12 protein-coding genes are annotated in these 15,360 nt (G+C 67.6%); 8 read left to right on the top strand and 4 right to left on the bottom strand.

From position 1 onward, the window contains the following. Window positions 1-50: 50 nt before the first annotated feature. Window positions 51-2,219 carry a TonB-dependent siderophore receptor gene (locus DTA15_RS14665; protein ID WP_006483228.1) on the bottom strand — a complete coding sequence of 723 codons (2,169 nt, stop codon included), beginning with the start codon at window positions 2,217-2,219 and terminating at the stop codon, window positions 51-53. A 400-nt stretch (window positions 2,220-2,619) separates the two neighbouring features. Here DTA15_RS14665 and DTA15_RS14670 point away from each other — a divergent pair, with 400 nt between their 5' ends. Continuing rightward, complete coding sequence (locus tag DTA15_RS14670; RefSeq protein WP_006483235.1) at window positions 2,620-3,066, top strand: hypothetical protein; 447 nt, start codon at window positions 2,620-2,622, stop codon at window positions 3,064-3,066. Between the two features lie 174 nt (window positions 3,067-3,240). Here the strand turns inward: DTA15_RS14670 and DTA15_RS14675 are convergent, their stop codons facing one another. Both DTA15_RS14675 and DTA15_RS14680 read right to left on the bottom strand, forming a co-directional pair. Continuing rightward, window positions 3,241-4,206 carry a PDR/VanB family oxidoreductase gene (locus tag DTA15_RS14675; RefSeq protein WP_006483222.1) on the bottom strand — a complete coding sequence of 322 codons (966 nt, stop codon included), beginning with the start codon at window positions 4,204-4,206 and terminating at the stop codon, window positions 3,241-3,243. Continuing rightward, the gene (locus DTA15_RS14680) at window positions 4,203-5,282 is read right to left on the bottom strand and encodes an aromatic ring-hydroxylating dioxygenase subunit alpha (protein ID WP_006483221.1); all 1,080 of its coding nucleotides are present in this window, start codon (window positions 5,280-5,282) and stop codon (window positions 4,203-4,205) included. The genes DTA15_RS14675 and DTA15_RS14680 overlap by 4 nt, the downstream gene beginning before the upstream one ends. A 201-nt stretch (window positions 5,283-5,483) precedes the next feature. On the opposite strand from DTA15_RS14680, the gene DTA15_RS14685 reads away from it, so the two are divergent. Then, entirely contained in the window at window positions 5,484-5,972 is a 489-nt protein-coding gene (locus DTA15_RS14685) for a MarR family winged helix-turn-helix transcriptional regulator (protein WP_006483226.1), read from the top strand. 72 nt (window positions 5,973-6,044) lie between these two features. Here the strand turns inward: DTA15_RS14685 and DTA15_RS14690 are convergent, their stop codons facing one another. Beyond that, on the bottom strand, window positions 6,045-6,791 hold the full coding sequence (locus DTA15_RS14690; protein WP_006493419.1) for a TetR/AcrR family transcriptional regulator: 747 nt from the start codon (window positions 6,789-6,791) through the stop codon (window positions 6,045-6,047). Between the two features lie 170 nt (window positions 6,792-6,961). On the opposite strand from DTA15_RS14690, the gene DTA15_RS14695 reads away from it, so the two are divergent. The 6 genes from DTA15_RS14695 to DTA15_RS14725 all read left to right on the top strand — a co-directional run bounded on the left by DTA15_RS14695 (window position 6,962) and on the right by DTA15_RS14725 (window position 15,310). Next, the gene (locus DTA15_RS14695; RefSeq protein ID WP_006483234.1) at window positions 6,962-8,143 is read left to right on the top strand and encodes an isovaleryl-CoA dehydrogenase; all 1,182 of its coding nucleotides are present in this window, start codon (window positions 6,962-6,964) and stop codon (window positions 8,141-8,143) included. A 31-nt stretch (window positions 8,144-8,174) separates the two neighbouring features. Further along, entirely contained in the window at window positions 8,175-9,782 is a 1,608-nt protein-coding gene (locus tag DTA15_RS14700) for a carboxyl transferase domain-containing protein (protein ID WP_006483237.1), read from the top strand. A gap of 19 nt (window positions 9,783-9,801) precedes the next feature. Further along, a complete protein-coding gene (locus tag DTA15_RS14705) occupies window positions 9,802-10,587 on the top strand; it encodes an enoyl-CoA hydratase/isomerase family protein (RefSeq protein WP_006483238.1) in 786 nt (261 codons plus the stop codon). 36 nt (window positions 10,588-10,623) lie between these two features. Beyond that, the gene (locus DTA15_RS14710; RefSeq protein ID WP_006483240.1) at window positions 10,624-12,618 is read left to right on the top strand and encodes an acetyl/propionyl/methylcrotonyl-CoA carboxylase subunit alpha; all 1,995 of its coding nucleotides are present in this window, start codon (window positions 10,624-10,626) and stop codon (window positions 12,616-12,618) included. A 331-nt stretch (window positions 12,619-12,949) separates the two neighbouring features. Further along, window positions 12,950-13,153 carry a hypothetical protein gene (locus tag DTA15_RS14720; protein WP_006483229.1) on the top strand — a complete coding sequence of 68 codons (204 nt, stop codon included), beginning with the start codon at window positions 12,950-12,952 and terminating at the stop codon, window positions 13,151-13,153. A gap of 42 nt (window positions 13,154-13,195) precedes the next feature. Then, window positions 13,196-15,310 (top strand): phosphocholine-specific phospholipase C, encoded by a 2,115-nt coding sequence (locus DTA15_RS14725; protein WP_006483225.1) that lies wholly within the window; start codon window positions 13,196-13,198, stop codon window positions 15,308-15,310. Window positions 15,311-15,360: the final 50 nt, after the last annotated feature.

Raw genomic sequence — 15,360 nt, forward strand, 5'->3', positions numbered from 1 at the left:
GGCGTTGCGCGACCGACGGCTGCTGCGCCGGCGTCGGCCGCGCGCGGACGTCAGAACGATACCGTCGTCGTCAGCGTGACGAGCCGCGGCTCGCCGACCGCGACGATCAGGTTGTTGTTGCTCGACGGATAGTAGGTCTTGTCGAGCAGGTTCTTCACGTTGAGCTGGAAGCGGGTCGGGAACTTGCCGATCGTCGTTTCGTACGCCGCGAACGCGTCGACGCTCACGTAGCCGGGCAGCGTGAATCTGTTCGCGGTGTCGCCGGAGCGGGCGCCGACGAGACGCGCGCCGCCGCCGAAGCGCCAGCGCCCGGGCAGGTTCGCGATGGCCGTGTCGTACACCGCGAACAGGCTCCCCGTGTGGCGCGCGACGTTGACGAGCGGCGTGTTGCTGTCGCGATCGTTCGCGTTCGTGTACGCGTAGCTGCCGATCACGCTCAGGTGGCGCGTGATCTGCCCGGCGACGTCGAGCTCGATCCCGCGCGAGCGGGCGGTGCCGATCGTCGACGTGATGTCGTCGACCGTGACCGCGACGTTGCGCTTGTCGATCTGGTACACGGCGAGCGTGCCCGTGATCGCGGGCTTCAGGCTGAACTTCAGCCCGGCCTCGAGCACGCGGCCGTATTCCGGCGCGAGCGGCGCCGCGACGTTCGACGCGACGTTCGGCTTGAACGAGCGGCTCACGTTCGCATAGGCGGTGAGCGCCGGCGTGAGCGCATACGCAAGCCCGAACTGCGGCAGCCAGACGCTGCCGCGCGAGCGGTCGGCGAACACGAACGGCCGGCCCATCCCCGATTCCTGCTGCCAGTTCTCCCAGCGCAGCCCGCCTACCGCGGTGAGGCGGTCGGTGATCTTCACCGAGTCCTGCACGATCGTCGAATACGCATGCACGACCGAGCGCGAATCGCTCTGCTTCGGGTTCGGCACGCCGCCCGGCGCGAGCAGCCCGTACACGGGATCGTAGAGATTGAAGCCCGTCGTGGCCTTGCCGCGGATCGTGTCGCCGCGGAAGCTGCGCTGCCGCTCGTATTCGCCGCCGACGTAGATCGCGTGCTGCATGCCCGCGAGCGTCACGTTGCCGAGCAGGCCGAGCGTCGCGATCTGGTCGGAATCGTTGCGCCCGAGGTTCGCATCCGACGAGCGCGTCAGCGCGCCGGTCCTGCTGTTGAACGCGGTGGCGCGGGTGATGAATTGATCGTAGCGGTCCCGGCCCCAGCCGTAAGTGGCGCGCACGCGCCATGCATCCGAGAAGCGGTGCTCGATGCGGGTACGCAGCGTTTCCTGGATGCCGCTGCTTTGCGACCACGCCTCCTCGTAGCGGCGATAGCGCAGCGCATCGTCCGGCCGGCCGTTCACGAGCACGGTGCCGCGGTCGAACGGCATCGTGTAGTCGACGTACTGATAGCTGACGTCGATCGACGTGTTCGCGTCGTGCCACGACAGCGCGGGCGCGATCAACGCGTTGCGTTCGCGGCCGAAGCTGCGCCAGTAGCGGCTCGTGTCGTATTCGCCGGTCAGCCGGAAGGCGAGCGTGCCGCCCGCGACCTGGCCCGGGCGGCCGAGCGGCCCCGTGAGATCGAACTGCGCGTTGCTGCCGCGGTGACTCGTGCGCGACGCGGAGATCGAGCCGCCGAACGTGTCTTCCGGCTTGCGCGTGACGAGGTTGATCACGCCGCCCGGGTCCTGCATGCCGTACAGCAGCGAAGCCGGGCCCTTCAGCACTTCGACGCGATCGATCGTCGCGAGATAGCTGTGCAGCACCGGCGTGCGCACGCCGTCGACCAGCACCGAGCCGTCGTTGTTCGAGCCGAAGCCACGCTTGATGAATGCGTCGCGCGTGCCGCCGAGCGTGTTCGTCTGCGTGACGCCGCTGATGTTGCCGAGCACGTCGTCGAGCGAACGCGCCTGCTGGTCCTGCATCACACTGCTGCTGACCACCGCGACCGACTGCGGAATTTCCTTCAGCGCGCGGTCGTCGCCGCCCGCGATGCTCGTCGTGCGCGGCTGATAGCCGACGGTTGGATCGACGGCGGCCGACGCGCTGACGTTGATCGCCGGGAGCGCGTGTTCGGCGGCCGACGCGGCGTCGGGTGCGGGCGCAACGGGTTCGGCGCCGGCCGCATGCGCGCCGCTCGCGACGCACAGGGTGAGCAGGGCAGGCAGGCGCGTGCGCCACGGACGTGTGGTCCGGGCACGGCAGGGCGTTCGACGGGATGGCATGAATCGATGCAGGAAGAGGAATGCTAAGGATCGTGTTGCGGGCCGCGGCATTGCGTGGCGACCAGGGTGCGCATGATATATGTAATGAGAATCATTTGCAATTGCAATGGGATGGCCGGCCACGTGCGGCGCTCGGTTGCCGGCCCGTCGGCCGTCTGCTACCGTAGCGGCCAAAATCAGACGCAGTGAAATTCAACGAGAGAGCCGGGGGCCGCACCATGTCATCTTCCTGTCACGTCGCGTTTCGCGCGACGCCACGCACCGCGCGCGAGCGTGCGGGCGATGAAGTGATCGCAGCCGTGTACCGCCATTCGAACGATTAAAGCAACGGAAGCGAATTCAACCGGCGTTGCGCCGGGCTTCGATGACTTCAACCACCACGCTAGACGGGAGACCACCCTTGAAGAAGATTTCCGCGCCGTTCGCGGCGGCCGCGCTCGCGGCCTGCACGCTACTGGCGGCCGTCCACCCGGCCGCTTGCGCGGCCTTGGCCGCCGAACCCGCGATCGACGCGCATTACGGCGCCGTGATCGAGGCCTACACGCAGGACATGGCCGCCGCGAAGACGAAGTACGACGGCAAGCGCCTCGCGTTCGTCGGCGCCGTGATCCGGATGGGCGGCGACCCGGGCGGCACGTACTTCGGCGCGCTGACGGCCGACGGCGAGCAGTTCGACACGCATTTCGACGTGGCCGACCAGGACGCGTTGAAGCCGAAATTTCCCGGCGGCGAGATCAAGCCGTTCGTCACGTCGGCGGCGTTCCGCTTCAGTTGCGTGAACGAAGGCTATATCGATGCGCCGGTGCTGCCGGGGCTGAAGCTGTCGCATTGCCGGCTCGCCGATTGAGTCGAGCGATGGGCGGGGGCCGGCGTGCGAGGGTCGAGCCCGCTCGGGCTGCAGCAGCAACCGCTCGATCACGCGCCGGGCGCGATCTTTTGATTGATGGCCGGGCAGGATGGGCCATCGATCGTTTCCAGTATGGTGATTGGCCGCCGCGTGCCGGGCGGCCCGCCCGCGGATCTACAGATCGAGTACCAGCAGGTCGGTTCGCGATCGCGAGCAGCACGGCATGAACTGGTCGCCGGCTGCTTTTTCGTCGTCGGTCAGATACGCGTCGCGATGATCGGGTTCGCCTTCGAGCACGCGGGTCACGCACGTGCCGCACACGCCTTGCTCGCACGACGTCAGCACGTCGACGCCGTGCGCCGCCAGCGCCGCGATCACCGTGCATTCGGCCGGCACGTCGATCACCTTGCCGCTGCTCGCGATCCGCACCTGGAATGCGCGATCGGCGCCGGACGACACGACCGCGCCGCCGAAGAACTCGTAGTGCAGCCGCGTTTCTCCCCAGCCGCGCTCGCGTGCGGCGTTCAGCACCGCATCCATGAAGCCGCGTGGGCCGCATACGTACAGATGCGTGCCTTCAGGCGCGGCGGCGAGCACCGTGGCCAGGTCGAGACGCTGCGCGGGGTCGCCGTCGTCGACGTGGAAGCGGACGCGATCGCGAAACCCGGCCGCGTTGATCCGCTCGACGAAGGCCATGCGATCGGCCGAACGCGCGCAGTAATGCATGTCGAACGGGATGCCGGCCGAGCACAGCCGTTCCGCCATGCTCAGAATCGGCGTGACGCCGATCCCGCCGGCGAGCAACAGATGGTGCGGCGCATCGGACGCGAGCGGGAATTGATTGCGCGGCATGCCGATTCGCACGGTATCGCCTTGCCGGACTTCGTCGTGAATCGCGCGCGATCCGCCGCGGCCGTCGGCCTCGCGCAGCACCGCGATCTGATAGCGATCGCGTTGCTCCGGGTGGTTGCACAGCGAGTACTGGCGCACGAGCCCGCCCGGCAGATGCACGTCGATATGGGCGCCGGCGTCGAAGCGCGGCAATGGCGAACCGTCCTCGCTGACCAGTTCGAAGCCGCAGATGTCGCGTGCTTCGTGCCACTTGCGGGCGACCCGAACGGTCAATGTCGCGTCGCTCATGACGCCTCCCGGGCGTGCGCGACCGGAATCGCGGGCCGCTGCGGGCGCGCCGCGTTTTCTTCCGCGAGCAGCCGGTCGATCACCTTGCGCGACAGCACGCCGCCGGCGTCGATGTTGAGCTTGAGGAGCGTACGTTCGGGCCACTGCTCGAGATTGCGCTGCTGCCGCTCGAGCATCTCGAGATCCTCCGCGAAGATCTTGCCCTGGCCTTCGCGGATCTCGGCGGTCAGCGCGTGATCGTCGGGCCGGAAGTTGCGCGCCATCCCCCAGAAGTACCAGATCGACGTGTCGGTCTCGGGCGTGATGAAGTCGACCACGATCGACGACGCCTTCTTGTTCGCCGGCGCATCGTAGCCGCCGTGGCCGGCATGCGCGACGCCCACTTCGATCATCACGTGGCTCGGCGGCGTGAAGCGGCAGATCTGCCAGCGGTCGACCGGCACGTCGTCGGCGAGCCCGTTGCCGCGCAGCGCCATCCGCCAGAACGGCGGCGGCATCACGTTCTCCATGAAGCGGCTCGTGACGACTTCGTCGCCGTGGCTCGTCGTCTTCGGCGGCGCTTCGTCGATTTCCTTCTGGCCGATGCTCGACGCATGCACATAGGTCTCGTGCGTGAGGTCCATCAGGTTGTCGATCATCAGCCGGTAGTCGCAGCGGATGTGATACAGGCCGCCGCCGTGCGCCCAGGCCGGATCCTCGGCCCAGGCCAGCGCCGGCAGTTTGGCGGGATCGGCTTCGGACGGGTCGCCCGGCCATACCCACACGAAGCCGTATCGCTCGACCGCCGGGAAGCTGCGGATCGACGGGAAACCGCCGACGCGCTGGCCCGGCATGCCGGCCGTCTTGCCGTTGCAGCCCATTTCGAGCCCGTGATAGCCGCACACGAGCACGCCGTCGCGCACGACGCCGAGCGACAGCGGCGCGCCGCGGTGCGGGCAGAAATCCTCGAGCGCCGCGACCTGGCCGTCCGTCGCGCGGTAAAGCACCATCGATTCGTTGCAGATCTTGCGGCCCAGCGGCTTGCCGTCGATCTCGTCAGGCGTGCACGCCACGTACCACGCGTTCTTGAGAAACATGTTCCTTGTCTCCTTCGGGACGGTGCCGCCGGGGATGCGGCCCGATCTTCATTCCGTGTACTGAATGAGATTCAGTGTACTCATTGAGATTGGCGGAAACAAGGCGAGCGGTATACTGGTTTTCCCGCGAAATGGCGCGAGGCAGCGCCATGCCGACGGCGCGCGCAACCGGCGCGCACCGCCTATGTCATCGACTCATTCATGGAAAAAACGACTCCCGCCGACCTGCCGGCTTTCCCGATCGACCTGTACGACGAACCCGGGCACCTGATCCGGCGCGCGCACCAGATCGCGGTCGCGATGTTCTACGAGAAGCTGGGCCGGGACGTGACGCCCGTGCAGTACGCGGTGCTGCGGATGCTGTACGAGAATCCGGGGCTCGATCAGGTGACGCTCGCGCAGCGGGTGGCGCTCGACACATCGACCACGGCCGATCTCGCGGTGCGGCTCGAAGCGAAGGGATTGATCGTGCGCGAAGTGCTGCCGCGGCGTCAGCGGCGCCTGCTGTTGACGCCGGCGGGCGTCGAGCTGCTCACCCACCTGATTCCGTCGGTGACGGAGTTGCGGGCCGGGCTGTTCGACGGGATGGGCGACGACGATTCGCAGGAACTGATGCGCCTGCTACGCAAGTTCGTGCATTTGAACAACGAGCAGAGCCGCGCGCCGCTGCGGGTCAGCGAGGATTCGTAGCGGCTACGCACCGGTGCTCCGCCCGACCGCAGAGAAGCCGCGGCGGGGCAGCGGGCGTGCCGCCCACCGGCGTCACCCGCGTGACGCTTGCCCTTCCAGCCGCCGCACGGCTTCGGCCACTTCGTTCCTGAAGCGCACGAGCGCCGCCTGTTCCGGCGCCGGCGGCTGCACGGCGGCCCACAGCATGTCGATCAGCTGCGTGGCCGTCGTTTCCGTATCGAGCTTGCGGTGCCCGAGGATCGCATCCCACAGCACGTGCTCCATCGGCCCGAACACCATCGAGCGCAACAGGCTCAGCGGCAGATCCGCGCGAACTTGCCCGGCCGCCTGGCCGCGTGCGAGCACGTCCATCAGCGGCGCCGTGTAGCGGCGCTGCAGCGCGGTGAGCTCGTCGCTCAGTGCGTGCTGTTTCGCGCGGCCTTCCGACAGCACCAGCGCGCACAGCCCCGTGCCGTTCACGAGCATCAGCCGCAGGTGGGTGCGCACGATGAACGCGAACTGCTGCTGCACCGATGCCTCCCGTGGCATCCCGTGTTCGAACGCGGCGATGATTTCGTCGTACCAGTCCGCGATCACGCGCGCGCACAGCTCGCGCTTGCCGCGGAAATAGCTGAACACCGTCGCCTCCGACACCCCCACGCGCTGCGCGATCTCGGCGGCCGTCGCATGCTCGTAACCTTTTTCGGCGAACACGTCACGGCCGGCGCGCAGGATGTCCTGCACGCGCTGCTGGGATTTGCGCCCGGCGGGTGCGCGCGGCGCATCGGCGCGGTCGGCTTTGGCGGTGGCGGTCATGGTGTCGGCGGGAGCGGCTGTCATGTTCGCATCATATCTGAGTATCACTCAAAAAACTATTGACGCCGAGCCCGGCGAAGCGCGAAACTGTGCAAAATTTCCGCTGTATTGGTCAATGAATCGGCGTATTCATTCGATTTGAGCGAAACTCAGAAATCGGTGAGTGCGACACACTTTCTGGAGACGGAGGAGACATGATCAACCTGCCCGGCGTGCAATTCATGCTCGGTGAAGACATCGAGATGCTGCGCGACGCCGTCGCGACGTTTGCGGCGAAGGAAATCACGCCGCGCGCGGCGGAGGTCGACCGCACCGACCAGTTTCCGATGGATCTGTGGAAGAAGTTCGGCGATCTCGGCGTGCTCGGCATGACCGTCTCCGAGGAATACGGCGGCGCGAACATGGGCTACACCGCGCACATGGTCGCGATGGAAGAGATCTCGCGCGCGTCGGCGTCGATCGGCCTGTCGTACGGCGCGCATTCGAACCTGTGCGTGAACCAGATCCATCGCAACGGCACCGAAGCGCAGAAGCAGAAATACCTGCCGAAGCTCGTGTCGGGCGAACACATCGGCGCGCTCGCGATGAGCGAGCCGAACGCCGGCTCCGACGTCGTCAGCATGAAGCTGCGGGCGGACAAGCGCGGCGACCGCTACGTGCTGAACGGCACGAAGATGTGGATCACCAACGGCCCCGATTGCGACACGCTGGTCGTCTACGCGAAGACCGATATCGAAGCCGGCCCGCGCGGCATCACCGCATTCATCGTCGAGAAGGGGATGAAGGGCTTCTCGGTCGCGCAGAAGCTCGACAAGCTCGGCATGCGCGGCTCGCACACGGGCGAGCTGGTGTTCCAGGACGTCGAAGTGCCGGAAGAGAACATCCTCGGCCAGCTCAACGGCGGCGTGAAGGTGCTGATGAGCGGCCTCGACTACGAGCGTGCGGTGCTGTCGGGCGGCCCGACGGGCATCATGGCCGCGTGCCTCGACGCCGTGGTGCCGTATATCCACGACCGCAAGCAGTTCGGCCAGGCGATCGGCGAATTCCAGCTGATCCAGGGCAAGGTCGCCGACATGTACACCACGTTCCAGGCGTGCCGCGCATACCTGTATGCAGTGGGCCGCCACCTCGACTCGGCGGGCAGCGACCACATTCGCCAGGTGCGCAGGGACTGCGCGGGCGTGATCCTCTACACGGCCGAGAAGGCGACGTGGATGGCCGGCGAGGCGATCCAGATCCTCGGCGGCAACGGCTACATCAACGAATATCCGGTCGGCCGCCTGTGGCGCGATGCGAAGCTGTACGAGATCGGCGCCGGCACGAGCGAGATCCGCCGGATGCTGATCGGCCGCGAGCTGTTCGCGGAAACGATGTAACGCCCCACGTCACGCGAACGGAGCCTTGTCGATGCCGATCATCGAATCGAAACTGAACCCGCGTTCGGAAGACTTCCGCGCGAATGCCGCCGCGCTCGAGGCGGTCGTCGCCGACCTGCGCGCGAAGATCGAACAGCTCGCGCAGGGCGGCGGCCAGGCCGCACGCGACAAGCACCTGTCGCGCGGCAAGCTGCTGCCGCGCGACCGCATCGCGCAACTGCTCGATCCGGGTGCGCCGTTCCTCGAGTTCTCGCAGCTCGCCGCGAACGGCATGTACAACGACGACGCGCCGGGCGCGGGCGTGATCACCGGGATCGGCCGCATCGCCGGCCGCGAATGCGTGATCGTGTGCAACGACGCGACGGTCAAGGGCGGCACCTACTACCCGATCACCGTGAAGAAGCACGTGCGCGCGCAGGAGATCGCCGCGGAAAACCGGCTGCCGTGCGTGTATCTCGTCGATTCGGGCGGCGCGAACCTGCCCAACCAGGACGACGTGTTTCCCGATCGCGATCACTTCGGGCGCATTTTCTTCAACCAGGCGACGATGTCGGCCGCGGGGGTCGCGCAGATCGCCGTCGTGATGGGCTCGTGCACGGCCGGCGGCGCCTACGTGCCGGCGATGAGCGACGAATCGATCATCGTGAAGGACCAGGGCACGATTTTCCTCGGCGGGCCGCCGCTCGTGAAGGCCGCGACCGGCGAGGAAGTGAGCGCCGAGGATCTTGGCGGTGGCGACGTGCATACGCGCCTGTCGGGCGTGGCCGACCATCTCGCGCAGAACGACGCGCATGCGCTGTCGATCGCGCGCAACATCGTCAGTCACCTCGCGCCGAAGATCGCGCCGCCGGTCGCGCTGCGCGAGCCGAAGCCGCCGCGTTACGACGCGAAGAGCCTGTACGGCGTGATTCCGGTCGATACGCGCAAGCCGTTCGACGTGCGCGAGGTGATCGCGCGCATCGTCGACGATTCGGAGTTCGACGAATTCAAGGCGCGCTACGGCACGACGCTCGTCACCGGTTTCGCGCACATCTGGGGCCATCCGGTCGGGATCGTCGCGAACAACGGCATCCTGTTCTCCGAATCGGCCGTGAAGGGCGCGCATTTCATCGAGCTGTGCTGCCAGCGCAAGATTCCGCTCGTGTTCCTGCAGAACATCACGGGCTTCATGGTCGGGCGCAAGTACGAGAACGAAGGCATCGCGCGGCATGGCGCGAAGATGGTGACCGCCGTGTCGAACGCGAAGGTGCCGAAGTTCACGGTGATCATCGGCGGCTCGTTCGGCGCCGGCAACTACGGGATGTGCGGTCGCGCGTTCGGCCCGCGTTTCCTGTGGATGTGGCCGAACGCGCGCATCTCCGTGATGGGCGGCGAGCAGGCCGCGTCGGTGCTCGCGACCGTGCGCCGCGACGGCATCGAGGCGAAGGGCGGCGCATGGTCGCCGGAAGAAGAGGAAGCGTTCAAGCAGCCGATCCGCGACCAGTACGAACGCCAGGGCCATCCGTATTACGCGAGCGCGCGGCTGTGGGACGACGGCGTGATCGACCCCGCGCAGACGCGCGACGTGCTCGGGCTCGGCCTCGCCGCGTCGATGAACGCGCCGATCGACGACACGCGCTTCGGCGTGTTCCGCATGTAACGCCCGGGAGGACTGACCGATGCGATACGAAACGATCAAGGTAAGCGAAGCCGGCCGCGTGGCGACCGTCACGCTCGCGCGTCCCGACGTGCGCAATGCGTTCAACGAGACGACGATCGCCGAGCTGACCACCGCGTTCGAATGGCTCGACGCGCACGAAGGCGTGCGCGCGGTCGTGCTCGCCGCGGAAGGTGCGGCATTCTGCGCGGGCGCGGACCTGAACTGGATGAAGAAGATGGCCGGTTACTCGGACGACGAGAACCGCGCCGATGCGCGCAAGCTCGCGCGGATGCTCGAAGCGATCCATCGCTGCGGCAAGCCGGTGATCGCGCGCGTGCATGGCGATGCGTATGCGGGCGGCGTGGGCCTCGTCGCGGCGGCCGACATCGCGATCGCCGCCGACGGCGTGAAATTCTGCCTGTCGGAAGCGCGGCTCGGGCTGATTCCCGCGACGATCGCGCCGTACGTCGTGCGTGCGATGGGCGAGCGCGCGGCGCGCCGCTATTTCACGACGGCCGAAGTGTTCGACAGCGCGCGTGCGGCGTCGCTCGGCTTCATTCACGATGCGGTGCCGGCCGACGCGCTCGACGAAACGGTCGCGAAGCTGGCGGCGACGCTGGTCGCGAACGGCCCCGACGCGGTGAAGGCGTGCAAGCGGCTCGTCGCCGACGTGGCCGGCCGCGCGCTCGATGCGACGCTGATCGAGCAGACCGCCGACTGGATCGCGAAGACCCGCGCCGGCGCGGAAGCGCGCGAAGGGATCGCGTCCTTCCTCGAAAAGCGTACGCCGTCGTGGCGTGAATGATCGCGTGACCTCAACCTTCCGGACGACATCGAAGCCATGTTCGACAAGATTCTGATCGCCAACCGCGGCGAAATCGCGTGCCGCGTCGCCGCGACGTGCAAACGTCTCGGGATCGCGAGCGTCGCCGTCTATTCCGACGCGGATGCGAACGCGAAACACGTGGCCGCATGCGACGAGGCCGTGCACATCGGCGGTTCGGCCGCGGCAGACAGCTACCTGCGCATCGAGCGCATCATCGACGCCGCGCGTGCGACCGGCGCGCAGGCGATTCACCCCGGCTACGGCTTTCTGTCGGAGAACGAGGATTTCGCGCACGCATGCGAAGCGGCCGGCATCGTGTTCATCGGCCCGCCGGTCGACGCGATCGCGGCGATGGGCTCGAAGGCCGCCGCGAAGGCGCTGATGCACGCGGCCGCCGTGCCGCTCGTGCCCGGCTATCACGGCGACGACCAGGATGCGGCCAACCTGCATCGCGAAGCCGACGAGATCGGCTACCCGGTGCTGCTGAAGGCGAGCGCGGGCGGTGGCGGCAAGGGGATGCGCGTCGTCGAGCGCTCCGAGGACTTTCCCGCGGCGCTCGCATCGTGCCAGCGCGAAGCGGCAAGCAGCTTCGGCAACGATCGTGTGCTGATCGAGAAATACCTGACGCGCCCGCGCCACGTGGAAGTGCAGGTGTTCGGCGACACGCTCGGCAATACCGTGTACCTGTTCGATCGCGACTGCTCGGTGCAGCGCCGTCACCAGAAGGTGCTCGAGGAAGCGCCGGCGCCGGGCCTGCATGAGGACGTGCGCCAGGCGATGGGCGAAGCGGCCGTCGCGGCCGCGCGCGCGGTCGGCTATGTCGGCGCGGGCACCGTCGAATTCATCATGACGGGCGATGCGTTCTACTTCATGGAAATGAACACGCGCCTGCAGGTCGAGCATCCGGTGACCGAGATGGTCACGGGGCTCGATCTCGTCGAATGGCAACTGCGCGTCGCGTCCGGCGAGCCGCTGCCGTTGAAGCAGGAGGAACTGCGCGTGCGGGGCCATGCGCTCGAGGCGCGCCTTTACGCGGAGAATCCGGCGCGCGGCTTCCTGCCGTCGACGGGTACGCTGAAGCATCTGCGGCTGCCGGCCGGCGTCGAGTTCGACATCGGCGCGGCGGTGCGCGTCGACAGCGGCGTGCGCGAAGGCGATGCGATCACGCCGTTCTACGATCCGATGATCGCGAAGCTGATCGTCCACGGCGCGGACCGCGCGGAAGCGCTGGGGTTGATGCTGCGTGCGCTGCGCGCGTGCGAAGTGGTCGGCCTGCATACGAACGCGGCATTCCTGCAGCGGATCGTCGCGTGCGAGCCGTTCGCGACGGCCGATCTCGACACCGGCCTGATCGAGCGCAACCACGATGCGCTGTTCGCGCCGCGACAGCCGCCGCGCGCGACGCTCGCGCTCGCTTGCGCGGCGCTGCTGGCACGCGAACGCGCTGCGGCGCCGGCCGCATCGCCGTGGGCCGCGCTGCCGGACTGGCGGCTGAACGGCGGCTATCGCCGCACGCTCGAGTGGCATGCGATCGATCGCGAAGCGGACGTGACGGTCACGTACGAGGACGACGGCGCCGGCGCGCGCATCGCGATCGGCGACGCGGCCGCGCAACCGTTCGCGTGGACGCGCGGCGCCACGCCGCTCGATTTCGACGTGACGCTTGGCGACGTGCGCAGCAGCGGCCGCGTGTATGCGGACGGCGACACGTTCCATGTGTTCACGCAGGGCGCGGCCGAAACGTTCGAATGGCGCAACCTGCTCGCGCATGCGGGCGACGCGGAGCAGGGCGGCGGCCGCCTGACCGCGCCGATGCCCGGCAAGGTGATCGCGGTGCTGGTCGAGCCGGGCCAGAAGGTCGAAGCCGGCACGCCGCTGATCGTGATGGAGGCGATGAAGATGGAGCACACGATCGGCGCGCCGAGCGCGGGCGTCGTCGCGGAAGTGCTGTACGGCGTCGGCGACCAGGTCGCGGACGGCGCGCAGTTGCTGATGATGGCGGAAGGCTGATCGGCAGCGTTGCTGCCATACGCGGGCCGGTTGCAGCGGCGGCCGGCCCGCAAGAAAGCGCGTCGCGATTCGCCGTGTGTTCGTCGTCGCGGCAGCACGGCTGCGGTATCGAGCACACGCGAAGCAGTACGCGCGGCCAACGAAAATCTTTCGAACGACTTACGGTCTTCGTCGTTCCTGCCATCTCTCTTCGTGCCGCGCGCGGCACGCCCCTCGATCTTCCCGCCACTCGACACCGTCGTGTAACAAGTCGAACATAGCATCTCGGCGTCGATATGACCGGCGCGGGGTTCGCGTCCGCGTCACGTCATCATCCTCACGGAGAACCGTTATGCGAACGTCGGCCCTACGGCCTTTCGCAGTCGTCGGTCTGATCGCGCTGACCGCGCTGCTCGGCGCTTGCAACGACGACCTGACCGCACCCGCCGCGCCCGTCGCGCAGCAGAAGGCCGCGTGCGGCGGCGCCGTGGTCGCCACCGCGCAGATGCGCTGCCCGCCGGGCTTCACCGCGCCTGCTTCGTCGCCCGCTTCCTGATACCGGCCGTTTCCACCAGAAAACCCATCAAGAGCAACCAGCATGGCCACTCATTCGCGACGCGATTTTCTGAAGTTCTCGGCCGGCCTCGCCGGCGCGACCGCCGCCACCGCACTGCTGCCGGAATCGATCCGCAAGGCGCTGGCGATCGAGCCGAACACCGTGACGGGCACGATCCAGGACGTGCAGCACATCGTTGTGTTCATGCAGGAGAACCGCTCGTTCGACCACTACCTCGGCCACCTGAGCGGCGTGCGCGGCTACAACGACCGCTTCCCGGTCACGCTGCCGAACGGCAAGCCGGTGTGGTTCCAGCCGCGCCAGGAAGACAAGTCGAGCGTGATCGCACCGTTTCGCTACGACACGACCAACCCGGGCGTCAACGCGCAATGCATCGGCGGCCTGCCGCACACGTGGGCGACGACGCACGGCGCGATCGACAACGGTCGCGCGGATCAGTGGGCCGTGCAGAAGTCGAACATGACGATGGGCTATCACGTTCGCGACGACATCCCGTTCCATTACGCGCTCGCGGATGCGTTCACGGTGTGCGACAACTACTTCTGCTCGATTCCGGGCAACACGCACCCGAACCGCATGTACCTGATGACGGGCATGGTCGATCCGCTCGGCACCGGCGGCGGCCCGCTGCTCGACAACACCGACTACATCGACAACCAGTTCGACAAGATCCAGTTGCCGCCCTTCAGCTGGACGACCTACCCGGAACGCCTCGAAAAAGCCGGCATCTCGTGGCAGATCTATCAGCAGGGCACCGGGTTCGACAACTTCACCGGCAACTACGGCACGAACATGCTGGCGTGCTTCAACAACTTCGTGAATGCGCCGGCCGGTTCGTCGCTGCAGACGCGCGGGATGAGCACGCGTCCGATCACGCAGCTGAAGGCCGACGTGCAGGCGAATGCGCTGCCGCAGGTGTCGTGGCTGCTGCCGCCCGCCGCGTATTCGGAGCATCCGAAGTTCACGCCGCTGTATGGCGCGTACTACCTGTCGACGATCCTCGATGCGCTGACGTCCAACCCGGACGTGTGGAGCAAGACCGTCCTGCTGATCATGTACGACGAAAACGACGGCTTCTTCGACCACGTCGTGCCGCCGTCGGCGCCGACGCTGCCGGGCTCGGGCATGAGCACCGTGGACGTGTCGCTCGAGCGGCACAACGTCGTGACCGCCACGCAAGCCGGCACCTATACGGCCGACAACCTGCCGTACGGGCTCGGTCCGCGCGTGCCGATGTTCGTCGTGTCGCCGTGGTCGAAGGGCGGCTTCGTCTGCTCGCAGGTGTTCGATCACACGTCGGTGCTGCAATTCATCGAGAAGCGCTTCGGCGTGGTGGAGACCAACATCTCGCCGTGGCGCCGCGCGATCTGCGGCGACCTGACGTCGGCGCTCGACTTCTCGAAATCGGATGCGACGCTGCCGACCCTGCCGAACACGCAGGCATATGTCGCGCAGGCCGACCTGCAATGCTCGCGCGCGTCGTCGCAGACCGCGCCGGCCAGCACCGCGCAGCAGGTCGTGACCGCGCAGGAACCGGGCGCGCGGCCGGCGCGCGCGCTGCCGTACGAGTTGCATGTCACCGGCCAACTCCAGGTACAAGGGTATGCGCTGACGTTCGCGAATACCGGCACGCAGGGCGCGCACTTCTGGGTCTATACGGGCGACCCCACCGCGATGCCGCGCCGCTATACGGTCGAAGCGGGCAAGCAACTGACCGATACGTGGGCGCTCGATGCGAACGGCAACTACCTAGTGAGCGTGTGGGGGCCGAACGGTTATTTCCGGCGCTTCGCGGGTTCGGCGGCGGCGGATGCCGCGGCCAAGCCTGAAATCACACCGTGCTACGACACCGCGAACGGCGACGTGTACGTGACGATCGCCAATGCGGGCACGAGCCCGCTCACGGTCACGGCGACCGATGTCGCGTATGGCGGCGCGGCGCGCACGCTGACGGTTCCGGCCGGGCAGCGTATCGAAGCACACTGGGACCTGTCGTGCAGCAGCCACTGGTACGACCTGCAGTTCGCGGTGGCGGGCAATGCCGGCTGGACGCGCCGCATCGCGGGGCACGTCGAGACCGGCAAGGCCAGCATCACCGACCCGGCGGCCGTCGCGCCGACGATCACGGCGATCTGACGACGGTAACCGATGCGACGACGGGCCGGCCGGTTGCAACCGGCCGGCCC

Source organism: Burkholderia cenocepacia (genome assembly GCF_900446215.1).
Classification (GTDB): Bacteria; Pseudomonadota; Gammaproteobacteria; order Burkholderiales; family Burkholderiaceae; genus Burkholderia; species Burkholderia cenocepacia.

Coding starts and splice junctions, on each gene's coding strand:
- DTA15_RS14665 (WP_006483228.1), bottom strand. CDS start 2,219: ATGCCATCCCGTCGAACGCCCTGCCGTGCCCGGACCACACGTCCGTGG.
- DTA15_RS14675 (WP_006483222.1), bottom strand. CDS start 4,206: ATGAGCGACGCGACATTGACCGTTCGGGTCGCCCGCAAGTGGCACGAA.
- DTA15_RS14680 (WP_006483221.1), bottom strand. CDS start 5,282: ATGTTTCTCAAGAACGCGTGGTACGTGGCGTGCACGCCTGACGAGATC.
- DTA15_RS14685 (WP_006483226.1), top strand. CDS start 5,484: ATGGAAAAAACGACTCCCGCCGACCTGCCGGCTTTCCCGATCGACCTG.
- DTA15_RS14690 (WP_006493419.1), bottom strand. CDS start 6,791: ATGACAGCCGCTCCCGCCGACACCATGACCGCCACCGCCAAAGCCGAC.
- DTA15_RS14695 (WP_006483234.1), top strand. CDS start 6,962: ATGATCAACCTGCCCGGCGTGCAATTCATGCTCGGTGAAGACATCGAG.
- DTA15_RS14700 (WP_006483237.1), top strand. CDS start 8,175: ATGCCGATCATCGAATCGAAACTGAACCCGCGTTCGGAAGACTTCCGC.
- DTA15_RS14705 (WP_006483238.1), top strand. CDS start 9,802: ATGCGATACGAAACGATCAAGGTAAGCGAAGCCGGCCGCGTGGCGACC.
- DTA15_RS14710 (WP_006483240.1), top strand. CDS start 10,624: ATGTTCGACAAGATTCTGATCGCCAACCGCGGCGAAATCGCGTGCCGC.
- DTA15_RS14720 (WP_006483229.1), top strand. CDS start 12,950: ATGCGAACGTCGGCCCTACGGCCTTTCGCAGTCGTCGGTCTGATCGCG.
- DTA15_RS14725 (WP_006483225.1), top strand. CDS start 13,196: ATGGCCACTCATTCGCGACGCGATTTTCTGAAGTTCTCGGCCGGCCTC.